At 64.5% G+C, this 18,568-nt stretch carries 17 protein-coding genes and 1 pseudogene; 16 read left to right on the plus strand and 2 right to left on the minus strand.

The window, feature by feature from the left end:
- Nucleotides 1-16 precede the first annotated feature (16 nt).
- The 11 genes from GPL20_RS16080 (at nt 17) to mtnK (ending at nt 11,106) form a co-directional block, all read left to right on the plus strand.
- Complete coding sequence (locus GPL20_RS16080) at nt 17-655, plus strand: NADH-quinone oxidoreductase subunit J (RefSeq protein WP_157330434.1); 639 nt, start codon at nt 17-19, stop codon at nt 653-655.
- The gene (gene nuoK / locus GPL20_RS16085) at nt 652-960 is read left to right on the plus strand and encodes an NADH-quinone oxidoreductase subunit NuoK (RefSeq protein WP_157330436.1); all 309 of its coding nucleotides are present in this window, start codon (nt 652-654) and stop codon (nt 958-960) included. Before GPL20_RS16080 ends, nuoK begins: the two co-directional genes overlap by 4 nt.
- 7 nt (nt 961-967) lie before the next feature.
- Nucleotides 968-3,043 (plus strand): NADH-quinone oxidoreductase subunit L, encoded by a 2,076-nt coding sequence (gene nuoL / locus GPL20_RS16090; RefSeq protein WP_157330437.1) that lies wholly within the window; start codon nt 968-970, stop codon nt 3,041-3,043.
- A complete protein-coding gene (locus GPL20_RS16095; RefSeq protein ID WP_157330439.1) occupies nt 3,044-4,552 on the plus strand; it encodes an NADH-quinone oxidoreductase subunit M in 1,509 nt (502 codons plus the stop codon).
- Nucleotides 4,553-4,574: 22 nt separating this feature from the next.
- The gene (nuoN, locus tag GPL20_RS16100) at nt 4,575-6,011 is read left to right on the plus strand and encodes an NADH-quinone oxidoreductase subunit NuoN (RefSeq protein WP_157330440.1); all 1,437 of its coding nucleotides are present in this window, start codon (nt 4,575-4,577) and stop codon (nt 6,009-6,011) included.
- Between the two features lies 1 nt (nt 6,012).
- The gene (locus GPL20_RS16105) at nt 6,013-6,819 is read left to right on the plus strand and encodes a biotin--[acetyl-CoA-carboxylase] ligase (RefSeq protein WP_157330442.1); all 807 of its coding nucleotides are present in this window, start codon (nt 6,013-6,015) and stop codon (nt 6,817-6,819) included.
- Nucleotides 6,819-8,489 (plus strand): ribonuclease J, encoded by a 1,671-nt coding sequence (locus GPL20_RS16110; RefSeq protein WP_157330444.1) that lies wholly within the window; start codon nt 6,819-6,821, stop codon nt 8,487-8,489. Before GPL20_RS16105 ends, GPL20_RS16110 begins: the two co-directional genes overlap by 1 nt.
- 12 nt (nt 8,490-8,501) lie before the next feature.
- Nucleotides 8,502-8,906 (plus strand): methylmalonyl-CoA epimerase, encoded by a 405-nt coding sequence (gene mce / locus GPL20_RS16115; RefSeq protein ID WP_157330446.1) that lies wholly within the window; start codon nt 8,502-8,504, stop codon nt 8,904-8,906.
- A gap of 9 nt (nt 8,907-8,915) precedes the next feature.
- Nucleotides 8,916-9,191, plus strand: a complete 276-nt coding sequence (locus tag GPL20_RS16120) for a DUF1467 family protein (RefSeq protein ID WP_157330448.1) — start codon at nt 8,916-8,918, stop codon at nt 9,189-9,191.
- A 437-nt stretch (nt 9,192-9,628) separates the two neighbouring features.
- A complete protein-coding gene (locus tag GPL20_RS39570) occupies nt 9,629-9,793 on the plus strand; it encodes a hypothetical protein (RefSeq protein WP_246250557.1) in 165 nt (54 codons plus the stop codon).
- A 32-nt stretch (nt 9,794-9,825) separates the two neighbouring features.
- Nucleotides 9,826-11,106, plus strand: coding sequence for an S-methyl-5-thioribose kinase (gene mtnK, locus GPL20_RS16130; protein WP_157330450.1), 1,281 nt, complete (start codon nt 9,826-9,828; stop codon nt 11,104-11,106).
- A gap of 171 nt (nt 11,107-11,277) precedes the next feature.
- Here the strand turns inward: mtnK and GPL20_RS16135 are convergent, their stop codons facing one another.
- On the minus strand, nt 11,278-12,102 hold the full coding sequence (locus tag GPL20_RS16135) for a hypothetical protein (protein ID WP_246250566.1): 825 nt from the start codon (nt 12,100-12,102) through the stop codon (nt 11,278-11,280).
- A gap of 313 nt (nt 12,103-12,415) precedes the next feature.
- On the opposite strand from GPL20_RS16135, the gene GPL20_RS16140 reads away from it, so the two are divergent.
- The 5 genes from GPL20_RS16140 to GPL20_RS16160 are packed head-to-tail and all read left to right on the plus strand — an operon-like array spanning nt 12,416 to nt 17,814.
- Nucleotides 12,416-14,005 (plus strand): ABC transporter substrate-binding protein, encoded by a 1,590-nt coding sequence (locus GPL20_RS16140; protein WP_157330453.1) that lies wholly within the window; start codon nt 12,416-12,418, stop codon nt 14,003-14,005.
- Between the two features lie 60 nt (nt 14,006-14,065).
- A complete protein-coding gene (locus tag GPL20_RS16145) occupies nt 14,066-14,989 on the plus strand; it encodes an ABC transporter permease (protein WP_157330486.1) in 924 nt (307 codons plus the stop codon).
- Nucleotides 14,986-15,807 carry an ABC transporter permease gene (locus GPL20_RS16150; protein ID WP_157330455.1) on the plus strand — a complete coding sequence of 274 codons (822 nt, stop codon included), beginning with the start codon at nt 14,986-14,988 and terminating at the stop codon, nt 15,805-15,807. The genes GPL20_RS16145 and GPL20_RS16150 overlap by 4 nt, the downstream gene beginning before the upstream one ends.
- Nucleotides 15,804-16,784, plus strand: a complete 981-nt coding sequence (locus GPL20_RS16155; protein WP_157330457.1) for an ABC transporter ATP-binding protein — start codon at nt 15,804-15,806, stop codon at nt 16,782-16,784. The genes GPL20_RS16150 and GPL20_RS16155 overlap by 4 nt, the downstream gene beginning before the upstream one ends.
- Nucleotides 16,777-17,814: an ABC transporter ATP-binding protein gene (locus tag GPL20_RS16160; protein ID WP_157330459.1), complete on the plus strand. Its 1,038-nt coding sequence runs from the start codon at nt 16,777-16,779 to the stop codon at nt 17,812-17,814. The genes GPL20_RS16155 and GPL20_RS16160 overlap by 8 nt, the downstream gene beginning before the upstream one ends.
- A gap of 630 nt (nt 17,815-18,444) precedes the next feature.
- On the opposite strand, the pseudogene GPL20_RS16165 reads toward GPL20_RS16160, so the two are convergent.
- Nucleotides 18,445-18,568 (minus strand): annotated as a pseudogene (locus GPL20_RS16165) (IS481-like element ISRm20 family transposase); the annotation flags it as partial.

Raw genomic sequence — 18,568 nt, forward strand, 5'->3', positions numbered from 1 at the left:
TGACGGGAGTTTCTCGATGATCCTTCCCGCGCTCTTCTTCTATCTCTTCGCCGGCGTCTGCGTCGCTTCGGCGGTGATGGTGATTGTCTCGCGCAATCCCGTGCACTCCGTGCTGTACCTGATCCTGGCCTTCGTCAACGCCTCCGGCCTGTTCGTGCTGATGGGTGCCGAATTCCTGGCGATGATCCTGATCGTCGTCTATGTCGGCGCGGTCGCGGTGTTGTTCCTGTTCGTGATCATGATGCTCGACGTCGATTTCCTCGAGCTGCGCGAGGGCTTCATCGAGTACCTGCCGGTCGGGCTGGTGATCGGCGGCATCTTCCTGTTCGAGCTGCTGCTCACCGTCGGCTTCTGGGTGATCAACCCCGGCGTCTCCAAGACCATCACGGCGGCGATCCCGGCCAATGTCAGCAACACCGAGGCGCTCGGCCTCGTGCTCTATACGAAGTACATCCACTACTTCCAGCTCTCGGGCATGGTGCTTCTGGTCGCCATGATCGGCGCGATCGTGCTGACGCTGCGCCACAAGGCCAGCGTGAAGCGGCAGGACATCAACGTTCAGAACGCGCGCACGCCGGAAATGGCGATGGCGATGCGCAAGGTGGCGCCGGGGCAGGGGCTCTCGGATGCCGATGCGGCGGAGTGGGTGAAATGACGATCGGGCTCGGACACTATCTGGCGGTCGGCGCGATCCTGTTCACGCTCGGCATTCTCGGCATCTTCCTGAACCGCAAGAACATCATCGTCATCCTGATGTCGGTCGAGCTGATCCTGCTCTCGGTCAACATCAACTTCGTGGCGTTCTCGACCTTCCTCGGCGACATCGTCGGCCAGGTCTTCGCGCTCTTGGTGCTGACGGTCGCGGCTGCGGAAGCCGCGATCGGTCTTGCCATCCTGGTGGTCTATTTCCGCAACCGCGGCTCGATCGCGGTTGAGGACGTCAATCTGATGAAGGGTTAACCCGGCTATGGTTCAGGCAATTGTCTTTCTGCCTTTGCTGGGCGCCATTCTGGCCGGCCTGATCGCGCTGGTCGGCGCGCATGGCCGCAACCCCTCAGGCGACGAGGTCGAGCATCACGGCGACCACGGTCATGGCCACGACGCTCACGCGTCGACGGCCCATGACGACCATGGTGACGACGCTCACGACGACCACGGTCACGGTCCGGTCGAGCCGGCCGCGGCCGGCTCGCGCGGCGCCGAGCTGATCACGACCGCGCTGCTGTTCGTGTCGGCGGCTCTGTCCTGGATGACGCTGGTCGATGTCGGCTTCATGCACCACGACGCCCGCGTCCAGCTGCTGCCCTGGATCTTCTCCGGTGACCTCCAGGTCTGGTGGACGCTGCGGGTCGACACGCTCACGGCCGTGATGCTGGTGGTGGTGACGACCGTGTCCTCGCTCGTGCACCTCTATTCGATCGGCTACATGGACGAGGATCCGTACCGGCCGCGCTTCTTCGGCTATCTCTCGCTGTTCACCTTCGCCATGCTGATGCTGGTGACCGCGGACAACCTCGTGCAGCTGTTCTTCGGCTGGGAAGGCGTGGGTCTGGCCAGCTACCTCCTGATCGGCTTCTGGTACCAGAAGCCCTCGGCGAACGCCGCCGCCATCAAGGCCTTCGTGGTCAATCGTGTCGGCGATTTCGGCTTCGCGCTCGGCATCTTCGCGATCTTCATGCTGGTCGGCTCGACCGATTTCGAGACCATCTTCCATGCCGCGCCTGGTCTCACCGGCAAGACCATCAACTTCCTCGGCTGGCACGCCGACGCGCTGACCCTGACCTGCCTGCTGCTGTTCATGGGCGCGATGGGCAAGTCGGCGCAGTTCCTGCTGCACACCTGGTTGCCGGACGCGATGGAAGGCCCGACCCCGGTCTCCGCGCTGATCCACGCCGCGACCATGGTCACCGCCGGCGTGTTCATGGTGGCGCGCCTGTCGCCGCTGTTCGAACTCGCACCTAATGCGCAGGCCGTCGTGATGTTCTTCGGCGCTACCACGGCGTTCTTCGCGGCGACCATCGGCCTCGTCCAGAACGACATCAAGCGCATCGTCGCCTATTCGACCTGTTCGCAGCTCGGCTACATGTTCGTGGCGATGGGGGCGGGGGCCTATTCGGTCGGCATGTTCCACCTGTTCACGCACGCCTTCTTCAAGGCGCTGCTGTTCTTAGGCTCCGGCTCGGTGATCTACGCGATGCACCACGAGCAGGACATCCGCAACATGGGCGGCCTCTGGAAGAAGATCCCCTACACCTATGCGGTGATGGTGGTCGGCACCCTGGCCCTGACCGGCTTCCCGCTCACTGCCGGCTACTTCTCCAAGGACGCGATCATCGAGTCCGCCTACGCCGCGCACAATCCGTTCGCGATGTACGGCTTCCTGATGACGGTCGTCGCAGCCGGCCTGACCTCGTTCTATTCCTGGCGCCTGATCTTCAAGACCTTCCACGGCGAGCCGCATGACGAGCACCACTACGAGGCCGCGCATGAGAGCCCGATCTGGATGCTGATCCCGATCGGCGTGCTGGCGGTCGGCTCGATCCTGGCGGGTTTCCCGTTCAAGGAGCTGTTCGCCGGTCACGGCATCGAGGAGTTCTTCCGCGAGTCCGTGAAGATGAACCCGCACATCATCGAGGAGATGCACCACATCCCCGCGACCATCGCCTTCCTGCCGACGGTGATGATGGTGGTGGGCTTCCTGATCTCGTACCTGTTCTATATCCAGCGGCCCTACATCCCGGTCCAACTCGCCAAAGAGCAGCCGGGGCTGTACCAGTTCCTGCTCAACAAATGGTACTTCGACGAGCTCTACGACGTCATCTTCGTCCGTCCGGCGAAGTGGATCGGCTACCAGCTCTGGAAGAAGGGCGACGGCTTCATCATCGACGGCTTCGGTCCCGACGGCGTCTCCGCCCGCGTGCTGGACGTCACCCGCAACGTCGTGAAGATCCAGACCGGTTATCTCTATCACTACGCATTCGCCATGCTGATCGGCGCCGCCGGCCTGATCACCTGGTTCATGTTCGGCTTTGGAGGCCAGTAAATGACAACCTGGCCCATTCTTTCGGTCACGACGTTCCTGCCGGTGGTCGGCGCGCTGATCGTCTATCTCAGCCGCGGCGATGACGAGGCCGCGCAGCGCAACTCGCGCTGGATCGCGCTGTGGACCACGCTGATCACCTTCGCGGTGTCGGTGATCCTGGTCATGCGCTTCGACCCGTCCAACGCCGACTTCCAGTTCGTAGAAAAGGCGAACTGGCTCGCCACCGGCATCACCTACCACATGGGCGTCGACGGCATTTCGCTGCCGCTGGTGATCCTGACCACCGCGATCATGCCGTTCTGCATCATCGCGAGCTGGAAGGCGATCACGAGCCGCGTCCGTGAATACATGATGGCGTTCCTGATCCTGGAAACGCTGATGGTCGGCACCTTCTCGGCGCTCGATCTCGTGCTGTTCTACCTGTTCTTCGAGGGCGGCCTGATCCCGATGTTCCTGATCATCGGCGTCTGGGGCGGCCCGCGCCGGGTCTATGCGTCGTTCAAGTTCTTCCTCTACACGCTGCTCGGCTCGGTCCTGATGCTGCTCGCCATCATGGCGCTGTACTGGAACGGCGGCACCACCGACATCCCGACCCTGATGCACACCGCCGTGCCGCGCGGCTTGCAGACCTGGGCGTGGCTGGCGTTCTTTGCCTCTTTCGCAGTGAAGATGCCGATGTGGCCGGTGCACACCTGGCTCCCCGACGCGCACGTCGAGGCCCCGACCGCCGGCTCCGTGGTCCTCGCCGCGATCCTGCTGAAGATGGGCGGCTACGGCTTCCTGCGCTTCTCGCTGCCGATGTTCCCGCTGGCCTCGCACGACTTCGCGCCGCTGATCTTCACGCTCTCGGCCATCGCCATCATCTACACCTCGCTGGTGGCCTTGATGCAGGAGGACATGAAGAAGCTGATCGCGTACTCCTCGGTCGCGCATATGGGCTTCGTCACCATGGGCATCTTCGCCGGCACCATGCAGGGCGTTGCCGGCGGCATGTTCCAGATGATCTCGCACGGCATCGTCTCCGGTGCGCTGTTCCTTTGCGTCGGCATCGTCTACGACCGCCTGCACACCCGCGAGATCGCCGCCTATGGCGGCCTCGTCAACCGGATGCCGCTCTACGCGCTGACCTTCATGGTCTTCACAATGGCCAATGTCGGCCTGCCCGGGACCTCCGGCTTCGTCGGCGAGTTCATGACGCTGATCGGTACCTTCAAGGTCTCGATCACGACCGCGTTCTTCGCCAGCTTTGGCGTGATCCTCTCGGCAGCCTACGCGCTGTGGCTCTACCGCAAGGTCGTGTTCGGGGCGCTGGTCAAGCCGTCGCTGATGAGCATGAAGGATCTCACCTTGCGCGAGTGCGTGACGCTGTTCCCGCTGATCGCGCTGACGATCCTGTTCGGCGTCTATCCGAAGCCGGTGCTCGACATGTCGGCCGCCTCGGTCCAGCAACTCGTCAACAACTACAACACCGCTGTGACGGCCGTGAAGGCCGCCGCACTGCTCCAGTGATCGGGCAGGTCAGGATATCGCCATGAGCTTTGAGACTGCAGGTTATCAACTGGCGCCGGTGCTGCCCGAGATCGTGCTCGCGGTCGGCGCGATGGCGCTTCTGATGCTGGGGGCCTATCGCGGGCAGGAGACGACCAGGACGGTCACCTCGCTGGCGGTGGTGCTCCTGATCGTGGTCGGTGCGCTCGTCTACATGCAGCCTGCGGGCAAGCAGGTGACCTTCGGCGGCAGCTTCATCGTCGATGACTTTGCCCGCTTCATGAAGATCCTGGCCCTGATCGGCTCGGCGGTGACGCTGGTGCTGTCGACCGAGTTCCTGTCCGACCCCTCGCGCCGCATCTTCGAATATTCGATCCTGGTGCTGCTCTCGTCGCTCGGCATGATGGTGCTGATCTCGGCGGGCGATCTGATCTCGCTTTATCTCGGCCTCGAATTGATGTCGCTGGCGCTCTACGTCGTGGCGACCTCGAACCGCGACAACGCCAAGTCGACCGAAGCCGGCCTGAAGTATTTCGTACTCGGCGCGCTGTCCTCGGGCATGCTGCTCTACGGCGCCTCGCTGGTCTATGGTTTCACCGGCACGGTCAGCTTCGCCGGCATCGCCTCGACCGCGACGGTCTCGAATGTCGGTCTCGTCTTTGGCCTCGTGTTCCTGCTCGCCGGCCTCTGTTTCAAGGTCTCGGCCGTGCCGTTCCACATGTGGACGCCGGACGTCTATGAGGGCGCCCCGACGCCGGTCACCGCCTTCTTCGCCTCGGCGCCGAAGGTGGCCGCGCTCGCCGTCTTCACCCGCGTCACGCTGACCGCATTCCCGGGCATCGTCTCGCAGTGGCAGCAGATCCTGGTGTTCGTGGCGATCGCCTCGATGGCGCTGGGCTCCTTCGCCGCGATCGGCCAGAGCAACATCAAGCGCCTGATGGCCTATTCCTCGATCGGCCACATGGGCTTCGCGCTCGTCGGCCTTGCCTCCGGCACAGTCGAGGGCGCGCAGGGCGTGCTGATGTACATCGTGATCTATGTAGCGATGACGCTCGGCTCCTTCTCGATCATCCTCGCGATGAAGCGCAACGGCCAGGCCGTGGAGCAGATCAGCGATTTCGCCGGCCTGTCGCGCACCAATCCGCTGCTCGCCTTCATGTTCGCCATGCTGCTGTTCTCGCTCGCCGGCATCCCGCCGCTCGCCGGCTTCTTCGCCAAATGGTACGTGTTCGTCGCCGCCATCAAGGCGAACCTGTTCACACTCGCCGTGATCGGCGTGCTGACCAGTGTCGTCGGCGCCTACTACTATCTCGCCATCGTCAAGACGATGTACTTCGACGAGCCGGCCGGCCAGGTCGATCCCGTCAGGATCGAGGTGCGGACCGTGCTGGCGGTTGCGGGCCTGTTCAACATCCTCTTCGCGCTGTTTGCGGGCCCGGTGGTGACCGTCGCCTCCGCCGCGGCAAAGTCGCTGTTCTAGGATGGGGTTCGCGCTCGGTCCTCGCGCATTGTCCGCGGGCTATAAGCTCGCGGCCTTCGAACGGACCGGCTCGACCAATACCGATGCGATCGAGTACGCTCGCGCCGGCGAACGCGGCCCGATGTGGTTCGTGACGTCCGAGCAGACCGCCGGCCGCGGCCGGCGCCAGCGCGCCTGGATCGCGCCAAAGGGCAATCTTGCCGCCAGCATCCTCGAAGTCATGGACATCGCCCCGGCCGTCGCGGCCACACTCGGATTTGCCGCCGGCCTGGCGGAGGAGGCGGCGTTGGAGAAGATCAGCCTGGAGGCCGCGCTGCGCCTCGGCGAGGGCCGCCCCCGCTACGCCCTGAAATGGCCGAACGACGTGCTCGCCGGCGGCAAGAAGCTGGTCGGCATCGCGCTCGAGGCCGAGGCCATCGGGGACCGCCTCGCGGTGGTCGCCGGCATGGGTACCAATGTGATTGCTGCGCCCGAGGGCACGCCGACGCCGGCGGTGTCACTGGCCGACCTCGGCGTCCAGATCAGCGCGGAGGAGCTGTTTGCGGCGCTCTCCGACGCCTGGGTCGAGTTCCGCGGCATCTGGGACAATGGCCGCGGCTTTGCCGAGATCCGCAAGCTCTGGCTGGAACGCGCCGCGGGGCTCGGCGAGAAGGTCGCGATCCACACGGGAACGATGACGGTGGACGGCATTTTCGACACCATCGACGACACCGGCTGCCTGATCGTCCGCACCGCGGAGGGCCGCCGCGTGCCGGTCGCCGCGGGCGAGGTGTTCTTCGGCTCCGCCGCCTCCGTGGGAGCTGCCTGATGGCGCGGCCTGATGAACTGGTGTTTGCGCCGCTCGGCGGCGTCGGCGAGATCGGCATGAACCTGTCGATCTACGGCCTCGGCAACCGCCACCAGCGCGCCTGGCTCGCGGTCGATCTCGGCGTCTCCTTCGGCGACGAGGAGCATCTGCCGGGCATCGACCTGATCATGCCGGACATCTCTTTCCTGGAGAAGGAACGCAAGAACCTGATGGGCCTGGTGCTGACCCACGCCCATGAGGATCATTTCGGCGCGATCATCGATCTCTGGCCGAAGCTGCAATGCCCGATCTACGCGACCAAATTCAGCGCGGCGCTGTTCGAGGCCAAATGCGCCGCGGAGCGCAATGCGCCCAACATTCCCGTCACGGTGATCCCGTCCGGCGGCCGCGTCGATGTCGGCCCGTTCAACGTCGAGTTCATTCCTGTCGCGCACTCCATTCCCGAAGCGCATGCGCTGGCGATCCACACCGAGGCCGGCACGGTGCTGCACACCGGCGACTGGAAGATCGACCCGACCCCGACCCTGGGCGCTCCGACCGACGAGAAGCGGCTGCGCGAACTGGGCGAGGAGGGCGTGCTCGCCCTGATCGGCGATTCCACCAACGCCGTGCGCGACGGCCGCTCGCCGTCGGAAGCCGAGGTCGCGAGGACTATCATCGACCTCGTCAAATCAGCCAAGGGCCGCGTCGCGGTGACGACGTTCGCCTCCAACGTGGCGCGCATCAAGGCTGTCGCCGAGGCTGCGAAAGCCGCCGACCGCGAGGTCGTCGTGGTCGGCCGGGCCATGGAGCGCGTGGTGCAGGTCGCGCGCGAGACCGGCTATCTCGATGGCGTGCAGAACTTCCGCTCGCCCGAGGTCTATGGCCACCTGCCGCAGGACAAGGTGCTGGCGCTGTGCACCGGCAGCCAGGGCGAGCCGCGGGCGGCGCTGGCGCGCATCGCCAATGACGATCATCCCGAGATCACGCTCAATCGCGGCGACAGCGTGATCTTCTCCTCGCGCACCATCCCGGGAAACGAGAAGGCGGTCGGCTCGATCATCAACAATCTCGTCCTTCAGGGCGTCGAGATCATCACCGACCGCGACCACCTGGTTCACGTCTCCGGCCATCCGCGCCGCGACGAATTGCGTGACCTGATCTCCTGGGTGAAGCCGCAGCTCCTGATCCCCGTTCACGGCGAGGCGTTGCATCTGCACGAGCACGCCAAGCTCGCGCGCGCCGCCGGCGTGCCGCGCGTGCTGGTCTGCCGCAACGGCGATCTCGTCAAGCTCGGTCCCGGCGATCCCGGCATCGTCGGCGAGGTGCCCTCGGGCCGTCTCTACAAGGACGGCACGATTCTCGAGGATTCCAAGTCCCGTGCCGTGGTGGAGCGGCGCCGCATGGCGTTCTCCGGCTGCGCCTTCGTCGCCATCGCGATGACCGGGCAGGGCGAGCTTGCCGACGATCCCGAGGTCGATCTGGTCGGCATCCCCGAGAAGAACCGGGCGGGCGAGACCTTCGACGACATCGTCTTCGACGCGGTAATGTCGACGATCGAGGGCCTGCCGAAGGCGCGCCGCCGTGATTCCGACGCACTGGCAGAATCGGTGCGACGCGCGGTCCGTGCCGTAATCAACGAACATTGGGGTAAAAAGCCCCCCTGTCTGGTACATGTGCTGACAGTATAACGGGAGAGAAACATGCTGGGCCGGCTCAACCACGTCGCGATCGCGACCAAGGACGCCGTCAAGGCCGCGAAGATCTACGGCGCGGCGTTCGGGGCGCAGATTTCGGAAGCCGTTCCGCTGCCCGAGCATGGCGTCACAACCGTGTTCGCGACCCTGCCCAACACCAAGATCGAGTTCATCGAGCCGCTCGGCGAAGCCTCGCCGATCGCAAAGTTCCTCGAGCGCAATGCCGACGGCGGCATCCACCACGTCTGCTACGAGGTCGTCGACATCATCGCCTCGCGCGACACGCTGGTGAAAGAGGGCGCGCGGGTGCTAGGCGACGGCGTGCCGAAGATCGGCGCCCACGGCAAGCCGGTGCTGTTCCTGCATCCGAAGGATTTTTCCGGCGCGCTGGTCGAAATCGAGCAGGCGTAAGGCCGCCCCATGGCCATCCAGATCTCAACCGCGATTGCGATCTACTTCGTCATCTGGTGGGTCGCGCTGTTCCTGACGCTGCCGTTCGGCGTGCGCAGCCAGCACGAGGACGGCGTCGGTGCGCCCGGCACCGATCCCGGCGCACCGATCCTGACGCGGATGGGACGCAAGCTGATCTGGACCACGATCATCTCGGCGATCATCTACGGCCTCGGCATGGTCGCCTATCACGCCGGCTATCTGTCGATCGAGCGCCTGTCGAAGATGATGGGAATGCCGTTCTAAGTTCATCTCTCACCGGAGCGGGCTATCGTATTTGGGGGCGGTTTCCGTGCGGCACATCCTTCGAGACGCCCGCAATTGGCGGGCTCCTCAGGATGAGGACAGAGCGCGCGGCAGCAGTTTCAACGGGCACCGCTGTCCGTTAGCCTCATCCTGAGGAGACCGCGAAGCGGTCGTCTCGAAGGACGAGGCGTGCGCTCGCTTCGTTTCATCGCTCGCTTGGATTTTGCGTCTGTTTCGTTGTTTCGGGGGGAATAAATGACTTTTCAGAGGATAGTCATCGCGCTTCTGGTGCTGATCGTCGCCGGCCTTGGTGCCATCGGCTATTTCGAGTGGAAGATGGCGGTGCAGGTGCGCACCCTGAAGGCGTTCGTCGAGGGTTATGTCTTCAACGAGGCGGTGATGGCCTGCGAGCAGGCCAAGAGCTCGACGCCGTTCAAATGGAACGGGGCAAGAGCACCTCGGTCATCGGGCTCAACTCGGTCAAAACAGACAAATACAGCGTCTACGCCAGCTACACGCTGGTGGCGGACAGCGTTTATTGCGATTACGATCCGATCAAAAGAAAGGCCGAGATCGGCTCGAGCTTCCTGGAGCGGGAGTAGCGATCCGGCCCATACATGTGGGAGGGATCGTCATGGGGCAGGGGGATTACCGGATTCTGCATGAGGCGGCCTTGCGGGATTATCTCGCGGGCCTGCCGGAGCTTAGGGCACTGCTCGGCGGCGAGCCGGCCGCCTGGGCGATCACCGAGGTCGGCGACGGCAATCTCAACCTCGTCTTCATCGTCAAGGGCACGCGGGGCGGCATCGCCGTGAAGCAGGCGTTGCCCTACGTCCGTCTTGTCGGCGAGAGCTGGCCGCTGCCGCTGTCGCGCGCCCACTATGAATACCTCGCGCTGTCCCGGCAGGCGCAGCTCGCGCCCGGCCTGGTGCCGGCCCTGCTGCATCACAACGAGACGCTGGCGCTGACGGTGATGGAGCTGCTCGAACCCCACATCATCATGCGCAAGGGGCTGGTCGCGGCAACGCCATATCCGCGCTTCGCGGACGACATCACCACCTTCATGGCGCGGACGCTGTTCTTCACCTCGGACCTCGCGCTTACCGCCGCCGAGAAGAAGGAGGCCATCGCGGCCTTTGCCGGCAACCATGCGCTCTGCAAGATCACCGAGGATCTGATCTTCACCGATCCCTACCGCATCGCCGAGCAGAACCGCTGGACCGCGCCGTACCTCGACGCGCTCGCAGCGGCCTTGCGCGATGACATGGAGCTGCATGTCGCGATCTCCCGGCTGAAGCTGAAGTTCATGGCAAGCCCGGAGGCGCTGATCCATGGCGATCTCCACACCGGCTCGATCATGGTCACGGAGAGCCAGACCCGCGTGATCGATCCCGAATTCGCGTTCTACGGCCCGATGGGGTTCGACGTCGGCGCCGTGCTGGCCAATCTGCTGATGGCGTATTTTGCCTCCGCCGGCCATGAGCGCTCGCCAGGGGAACGCCATGCGTTCGAGGGCTGGGTGCTGGAGACCGTCGAGCAGGTCTGGGCCGGGTTCGCCGGCAAATTCCTCGACCTGTGGCGGGCTGGCGCCAGCGGCGATGCCTATCCGGTCTCGCTCTTCGCCGGCGAGAAGGGGGCCGCGCGTCTCGAGGCCGAGCGGCAGGCCTACATGCAGCGCCTGTTCACAGACACGGTCGGCTTCGCCGCCGCCAAAACCATCCGCCGCATCTTCGGTCTCGCGCACAACATCGATTTCGAGCTGATCGAGGAGCCGAAGAAGCGGGCCGTGAGTGAGGCCCGCGCCGTGCGGCTCGCGCGCGGGATGATGGTCGAGGCGGTCGCGTTTCGGACGATCGCTGACGTCACGGGCGCTGCGCGGAAGCTGAGGGACTGGCAGCCGGAATTATCCGGCTGACGGAGCCTCATGGTGAGGAACCCGCCTTTGCACTCCGTCATTGCGAGCGTAGCGAAGCAATCCAGGCCGTCTCCGCGGAACCAGTCTGGATTGCTTCGTCGCAAGGGCTCCTCGCAATGACGGTGGAGAGAGCTGCGCTCGCAATGACGCGGGAGAGACGGTCGCAGAACGCTAATAGAGATGCACCGGCAGCAAGACGCCATTCGTCTCGACCAGCAGGCCCCAGGTCTCGTTGGCCGCGACCTCGAACTCCCGGCTGCGTGCCATGCTGCCGTCCACCGTCAGGGTGACCTTGTACTTGCCCGGGGGCAGATCGATCTTTTGGCTGTCGGGCAGTTCGCCGGCTGCGTTGTCCGAATTCGCCAGGTTCTCTCCGGCGTGCGCCGCCAGCTTGATGGTCCGCTCGTTGACGGTGACGACTGCCGCGTCGTCCGTCTTGTTGCCGAGCATCAGCCGCCCTTGCTCCGGTTTTGGCAAGAACTCTGCCGTTGCGACACGGCGCTTGCGCAGCGACAGGTCGGCGATTGTCTTGCCGTCCTGACGGGTGAGGCGAAGCGACGCCGGCCCATCTGAAGTCGTGAAGGCGATCACGGCCCGATCCGCCTCGACCACCGCGCCGTCGGTCTCGGTCCAGCCGCTGTTGGCGAGTGCGGCGCGATAGAAGCCGAGCACGGTCTTGAGATCGAGCGGTGTCTCGACGTGAGCCGACCGGATGAAGGGCGAGTTGTTCGCGGTCATCAGGCTCCAGCCGCCGGGGAGTGGCAGGCCCACGTCTGCGGACATTTTGCTCTCAAAGGTCCGGCTTGCGGCGCGCGCCAGCATCCTGAGGGCATCGCAGAGCAGGCGCTCACCGAGATAGTCGGGGGAGCAACGGTCCCTGACCGCCCACCAGATATCGGCAACATCCCCGTTTGACCGCGAGGTGTGGGACCAGCCGGCCTGGATGGTGTCGGTCGAACTGTCCCGGGCAGGGTCCGACGTGACGGGGATCGCCATCGCAGCCGTCGCGGCGACCAGACTGCCGGCGAGCAAAACACCCAGCGTTCGGCGATGCATTTTTCGCAATCCTCGGGGCTCAGATAACGATCCTGAGCTTGGTCGCGTTGGTTGCGAAAAATGTTCACTGGTCCGTCCGCTCTATGACGCACCGCGTCAATCGGCGACTTGCATCGCGGGAGCATGCAACCTCACCCACGAGGCCGTCGCTGCCTCAGGAACCAGCATCGATTGCCACTAAAACGAAGCTTGCATTCGACAGGCGACGAATGATCAAATCTCTGATCGGAATACCTGCGTTGTTGAGGGACACATGATGTTCAGGATGTTTGCGATCGTCGCTGGTTTGGGGCTGGCACTCGCGGCCACGGCGGAAGCCCAGACACCACGGAAGGGCGGAACCATCCGCATGACCGCGCCTTATGGCTCGAGCTTCACGAGCCTCGACATTCACACCACCCAGCGCGCCCAGGACGAGATCTACGCCAAGGCTCTGCACCGGTCGCTCTACATCTGGAATTCCGCGGAAGGCAAGCCGGTTCTGGAACTTGCCAAGGAGGTCACCGTCTCAGGTGGAGGCCTCGTTCACACCTTCAAGCTGCGCGACGACGCCTATTTCCACAATGGCCGCAAGATGACGGCCGACGACATCATCTGGTCCTACAACCGCATCATGGACGGCACCAAGGCCTATCCCGGCGCGCGGTTCGTCCGCGTGATCGAGGGCGCGGCCGCGGTCGAGAAGGGCCAGGCCAAGGAGATCTCCGGCCTGAAGAAGATCGACGACTTCACCCTCGAAATGAAGCTGACCGAGAAAGTCGATCCGGGCTTCTACTTCTTCACCGCGCTGACCTCGATCTATCCCGCCGACGAGGGCGCCAAGGAGAGCTTCATCCAGAAGCCGATCGGCCTCGGACCGTTCAAATTCGTCGAGCATGTGCCGGGATCGCGCATCGTCCTGGAGCGGTGGGACCGGTTCTACAAGCCGGGCAAGCCCTATGCCGACAAGATCATCGTCTCGATCATGGGCGAGGCCGCGGCCCGCGATGTCGCCTTCCGCAACAAGGAGATCGACACCTCCGTGCTCGGGCCCGCGCAATATGTCGCCTATCAGGCCGACGCCGACCTCAAGGGCACCATCGTCGAAGTCGCCGAGGTCTTCACGCGTTACATGGGGATGAATCCCGCATTCAAGCCGTTTGCCGACAAGCGCGTCCGGCAGGCGATCAACTATGCGATCGATACCGACCTGATCATCAGCAAGCTGGTGAAGGGCAAGGCCTATCGCGCCACCAGCTGGCTGCCGCTGACCGCTCCGGCCTACGACAAGGCCATGAAGCCCTACGCCTACGATCCCGCCAAGGCCAAGCAGTTGCTCACCGAGGCCGGCTATCCCTCCGGCTTCGAATTCGAATGGACCACCAGTCAGAATGAAAGCTGGGGCTTGCCGATCGTCTCGGCCGTCATCCCGATGCTGGACAAGGTCGGTATCAAGGCCAAGGTCAAGCAGGTCGAGACCGCGGTGCTGGCGGAGGTGGTGCGCAGCGGCGACTACCAGGCCTTCATCTATTCCCAGGCGAGCGGCCCGGATCCCCAGGCCGCGCTCAAATGTTTCCACTCGTCGACGCCGCAGCCGGCCTGCAACTACACGAACTTCAAGAATGCCGACTTCGACAAGCTCGTCGATGAGGCAGGGCAGGCCGACGATCCCGCAAAGCGCGTCCAGCTGCTGCAAAAGGCCAATGCTCTGCTCTACGAGGAGGCGCCGGTCTGGTTCTTCAACTACAACAAGGCGGTCATGGCGGTTCAGCCGTGGCTCAAGGGAATTCAGCTGAATGCGACGGAGCTGACCCATCAGAACGTCGAGGACCTCTGGGTCGACGAGACCTCGCCCGCGAAGTGACACGCGCGCTCGCGCTCCCTCCATCGCGATGAACGGTGGAGGGAGAGAGGAAAGGTGCCGATGCTCTCCTTCCTGATCCGCCGTCTGCTGCAGACCATTCCGACCGTGCTCGCTGTCGTGCTGCTGGTCTTCGTGCTGTTCAGCGTCGTTCCGGGCAGCATCGTCTCCTCCATGAGCGACGATAGCGATCCGCAGGTCGAGCTGCGCCTGAAGAAGCAGCGCGGCCTCGACGATCCCGTCTATGTGCGCTTCGGCTCCTATGTCGCCAAGCTCGCGACCGGTGATTTCGGGACGTCGTTCCGGACGCGCGAGCCGGTCACTGCGATGATCGCCAAACGGGCCTGGCCGACGCTGCAACTGATATTCGCAGCCATGGCGTTTGCCATCGTGATCGGCGTGCCGCTTGGCTTCATCGCCGCGCTGCAACCCGGCAGCATCGTCGATACCCTCGCAATGGTCGTCGCGGTGTCGGGCCTTTCGATCGCCAAATTCTGGCTCGGACTGGTGCTGATGTATCTGTTCGCGTTGAAGCTCGGCTGGCTGCCGAGTTTCGGCTATGGCGATGGGGGGCTGAAATATCTGCTGCTGCCGGCCGTGACGCTGGGCGTCTCGCCGATGGCGCTGCTGGCCCGGACGACACGCGCCGCAGTGCTCGAGATCATGACCGCTGATTTCGTCCGCACGGCGCGATCCAAGGGCATGAGCGAGACCCGCGTCGTGAAGTGGCACGTGATGCGCAACGCGCTGGTCCTGATCCTTACGACGATGGGGCTGCAATTCGGCGCGTTGATGGGACAAGCCGTCGTCGTCGAGAAATTGTTCTCCTGGCCGGGCATCGGCTCGCTGCTGGTTGACAGCGTCTTGCAACGTGACATTCCGGCCGTCCAGGGCTCCATTCTTGTCGTGGTGCTGGCCTTTCTCGCGATCAATTTGCTGATCGACGTGCTCTACGGCGTGATCGATCCCAGGATCAGATACGCATGAAGCTCCGCGCCAATCTCATCATCGGTGGGGCGCTGTTCGCGCTTGCGATCCTGGTCGGGCTGCTCGCGCCCTGGCTGGCGCACACCGATCCCGTCATGGACGCCAATCTGTTGAACGCGGAAGAGCCTCCGAGCTGGACCTGGTGGTTCGGGACCGACGACCAGGGCCGCGACATCTATTCCCGCGTCGTCTACGGCGCGCGCGTCTCGCTGACGGTCGGCATCATCTCCCAGCTCATCAACAGCATCATCGGCGTCGCCCTGGGCCTGAGCGCCGGCTATTGGGGCGGCTGGTGGGACGATGTCGTCAACGCCCTGACCAACCTCATGCTCGCGATCCCCTCCCTGATCTTCGCGCTTGCCATCATGGCGGTGCTTGGGCCAGGCCTGACGAGCCTGCTCATCGCGCTCGGCCTGACCAACTGGTCCTTCACGTGCCGGATCGCACGGGCCTCGGCCCTGTCGCTGAGGAGCCAGGGCTATGTGCAGGCCGCAACCGTGCTCGGCTACGGCGATCTGCGCATCATGATGACGCAGCTGCTGCCGAACATGCTCGGACCGATCGTCGTGATCGGGACGCTGGGCATGGGCAGCGCGGTCCTGTCCGAAGCCGCACTGTCGTTCCTTGGCCTCGGCGTCCGCCCACCATTTCCAAGCTGGGGCAGCATGTTGTCGGAAGCCCGCGAGCAGATCACCACGGCGCCGTGGCTCTCGGTTTTTCCCGGCCTTGCCATCTTCCTGACGGTGCTCGGGCTCAATCTGCTGGGCGACGGCCTGCGCGACATTCTCGATCCCCAGTCGCGGAGCCGGCGAGCATGACGGGGGCGCCGCTGATCGAAGTCGAGGATCTGCGCATCGATCTCGACGACGGATCAAGGCGCGTTGCGGCGGCCGAGGGCATTTCGTTCCGCATCTCACGTGGCGAGACGTTCGGCCTGGTCGGCGAATCCGGCTGCGGCAAGAGCATCACGGCGCTCGCTTTGATCGGCCTCCTGCGGCCGCCATTGTCGATCGGCGGCGGTGTCATCCGGTTTGAGGGACGGGAGATCCAACACCTTTCGGCGGCCAAACAGCGGGACCTGCGCGGCAACCGCATCGCCATGATCTTCCAGGAGCCGATGACGGCACTGAACCCGGTCTCGCCCGTGGGCCGGCAGATCGCCGAGATGTTCGTGCTGCACAAGGGCAAGAGCTGGCGGGAGGCCAACCAATTGGCGGTCGAGGCGCTGGCGAGTGTCCGCGTCCCCGCGCCCGAGCGACGCGTCAACGACTACCCGCACCAGCTTTCGGGCGGCATGCGCCAGCGCGTCATGATCGCCATCGCGCTCGCATGCGGCCCGGACCTCCTGATCGCCGACGAGCCGACCACCGCGCTCGACGTGACGGTGCAGGCCGAGATCATCGAGCTGATGCGGAATCTGTGCGCCGAGCGAGGCACGGCCATCCTGATGATCAGCCACGATCTCGGCCTGGTCGCCAATGTCTGCCGCCGCGTCGCCGTCATGTATGCCGGCCGCATCGTCGAGGAGCGCGGCTCGGCCGACATCTTCCGGACGCCCTCGCACCCCTATACGCAAGGCCTGGTCGCCTCGCTGCCGCGGCTGGGCAGCCGCGCCGCGCTTGGCCGCACCAGGCTCAAGGAGATCGCGGGCGTCGTTCCCGCGATCACGAGTTTCCCGGATGGCTGCCGGTTCAATCCGCGTTGCGCGCATGCGACCGATATTTGTCGGACAGTCGTCCCCGAGACGGATTTGCTGGAGGCGGGCGGTCTGGTGAGGTGTCACCATCATGCATGAGCCGCGGGGGAGGCCGGACGACGATGTCATCCTCAGCGTCGAGGATCTCGCGGTGCATTTTCCGCTGGGCGGCGGCTTGCTGGGCCGCGAGCGGCGGCTTCTCCGTGCCGTCGACGGCGTCGATCTCATACTGAAGAAAGGCGAATGCCTCGGCCTCGTCGGCGAGTCCGGCTCGGGCAAGTCGACGGTCGCGCTTTCGATCCTCGGTCTCCTGACGCCGACGCGCGGCCGCATCGTGGTGGACGGGCAGGTCGTGACAAGCCGGCAATCCGGCGATCGAAAGACTCTGGCCCGCACCGTGCAAATGGTCTTTCAGGATCCCTACGCCTCGCTCAATCCGCGCCAGACCGTTCGCCGCACGCTCGAAGATCCCCTGCGTGTCCATGGCGTGACCGCCGCCAGCGAGATCAGGGATCGCGTTGCGACGATGCTGCGGCACGTTGGACTGCGGCCGGAGCAGGCCGATCGTTACCCGCATGAATTCTCGGGCGGCCAGCGCCAGCGCATCGGCATTGCGCGCGCGCTGATCCTCAACCCCAAGATCGTCATCTGCGACGAGCCGGTGTCGGCGCTCGACGTCTCGATCCGCGCCCAGATCATCAACCTGCTGCTGGAACTGAAGGACACGCTCGGTCTCTCCTACATCATGATCAGCCACGACCTCGGCGTCGTCGAGCACATGAGCGACCGGGTCGCCGTGATGTATCTCGGCCGCATCGTCGAGAACGGCGGCTGGCGCGAAATCTTCGAACGGCCGGCGCACCCCTATACGCAAGCCCTGATCGCCGCCATCCCCGATCCCTTGCGCCATGCACCTCTGGCGACGACAGGCGGCGATCTGCCCAACCCGCTCAACCCGCCGAACGGCTGCGCCTTCAGCCCGCGCTGCCGCTATGCCGAGGCGGTGTGTCGGGGCGAGCCGGGGCCGGCGCTGGAGACGCGGCCGGATGGACACGCGGTGAGGTGCTGGCGGAGTGAGGAGATTGCGGGGCAGGCGGTGATGGCAACGACAGAGGGCGGGCAGCTTTAGGAGGGCCGTCCACCCCCGTGGCCTTGGATTGCTCCGCTGCCTCCACATCGTCATTGCGAGCGCAGCGAAGCAATCCAGACTGCCACCCAGCAAAGACTCTGGATTGCTTCGCTTCGCTTCGCTCGCAATGACGAGATCGGTGCAGCGAGCGCCGCTCTATCACCGTCACCCCCGCGCAACGGCAAAGCCGTTGTCGCGGAGGCGGCCGCTTCTTCAGCGGCCCTCGAAGGGCGACGGCCCGGCTAGCACCTTGGCCGTTCATCCTTCGAGGCTCCGCATGCGACGCGTTCGCATCGCACGCTACGCACTTCCAGCGACAACGGCTTCACCGTTGCGCGGGGATGACGAGTCATGGTTTAGCGGTGTCTTGGGAGAGCTGCGCGGACGCGCCGGCCGCCACGATGACATCATGCTCCTGTTTTGCCCGACGTGTCAAATTGACTTCGTGAAAACCGCAATCGCGCGGCGTAACTGGCAAGCATTTGATTTCGCTAACCCCGGCTACTGTGCATGGGGTTGTTTTCGCGGTTTTTGTTTTGACGCCTGCAAAGGATCGTTATGCCCGGGCTTGTCCCGGGCATCCACGTTCTATGTTTCGCTCGGCAAGGCGTGGATGGCCGGGACGAGTGTTTAGCCCGGAGACATAGCTGACACCTGTTCGGACACATCACTGACAGGTTGGCGATTGGTCAAGTCGATCGATGCGACCTGCCAGCTCGCGAAGAAGACACCGTAGTGGCCGTCGCGATCCAGC

Source organism: Bradyrhizobium cajani, assembly GCF_009759665.1.
Taxonomy (GTDB): Bacteria; Pseudomonadota; Alphaproteobacteria; order Rhizobiales; family Xanthobacteraceae; genus Bradyrhizobium; species Bradyrhizobium cajani.

Excerpts from the sequence above, each read along its gene's own strand:
- GPL20_RS16080 (WP_157330434.1), top strand. The coding sequence starts at position 17 with ATGATCCTTCCCGCGCTCTTCTTCTATCTCTTCGCCGGCGTCTGCGTC.
- nuoK (WP_157330436.1), top strand. The coding sequence starts at position 652 with ATGACGATCGGGCTCGGACACTATCTGGCGGTCGGCGCGATCCTGTTC.
- nuoL (WP_157330437.1), top strand. The coding sequence starts at position 968 with ATGGTTCAGGCAATTGTCTTTCTGCCTTTGCTGGGCGCCATTCTGGCC.
- GPL20_RS16095 (WP_157330439.1), top strand. The coding sequence starts at position 3,044 with ATGACAACCTGGCCCATTCTTTCGGTCACGACGTTCCTGCCGGTGGTC.
- nuoN (WP_157330440.1), top strand. The coding sequence starts at position 4,575 with ATGAGCTTTGAGACTGCAGGTTATCAACTGGCGCCGGTGCTGCCCGAG.
- GPL20_RS16105 (WP_157330442.1), top strand. The coding sequence starts at position 6,013 with ATGGGGTTCGCGCTCGGTCCTCGCGCATTGTCCGCGGGCTATAAGCTC.
- GPL20_RS16110 (WP_157330444.1), top strand. The coding sequence starts at position 6,819 with ATGGCGCGGCCTGATGAACTGGTGTTTGCGCCGCTCGGCGGCGTCGGC.
- mce (WP_157330446.1), top strand. The coding sequence starts at position 8,502 with ATGCTGGGCCGGCTCAACCACGTCGCGATCGCGACCAAGGACGCCGTC.
- GPL20_RS16120 (WP_157330448.1), top strand. The coding sequence starts at position 8,916 with ATGGCCATCCAGATCTCAACCGCGATTGCGATCTACTTCGTCATCTGG.
- GPL20_RS39570 (WP_246250557.1), top strand. The coding sequence starts at position 9,629 with ATGGAACGGGGCAAGAGCACCTCGGTCATCGGGCTCAACTCGGTCAAA.
- mtnK (WP_157330450.1), top strand. The coding sequence starts at position 9,826 with ATGGGGCAGGGGGATTACCGGATTCTGCATGAGGCGGCCTTGCGGGAT.
- GPL20_RS16135 (WP_246250566.1), bottom strand. The coding sequence starts at position 12,102 with ATGGCGATCCCCGTCACGTCGGACCCTGCCCGGGACAGTTCGACCGAC.
- GPL20_RS16140 (WP_157330453.1), top strand. The coding sequence starts at position 12,416 with ATGATGTTCAGGATGTTTGCGATCGTCGCTGGTTTGGGGCTGGCACTC.
- GPL20_RS16145 (WP_157330486.1), top strand. The coding sequence starts at position 14,066 with ATGCTCTCCTTCCTGATCCGCCGTCTGCTGCAGACCATTCCGACCGTG.
- GPL20_RS16150 (WP_157330455.1), top strand. The coding sequence starts at position 14,986 with ATGAAGCTCCGCGCCAATCTCATCATCGGTGGGGCGCTGTTCGCGCTT.
- GPL20_RS16155 (WP_157330457.1), top strand. The coding sequence starts at position 15,804 with ATGACGGGGGCGCCGCTGATCGAAGTCGAGGATCTGCGCATCGATCTC.
- GPL20_RS16160 (WP_157330459.1), top strand. The coding sequence starts at position 16,777 with ATGCATGAGCCGCGGGGGAGGCCGGACGACGATGTCATCCTCAGCGTC.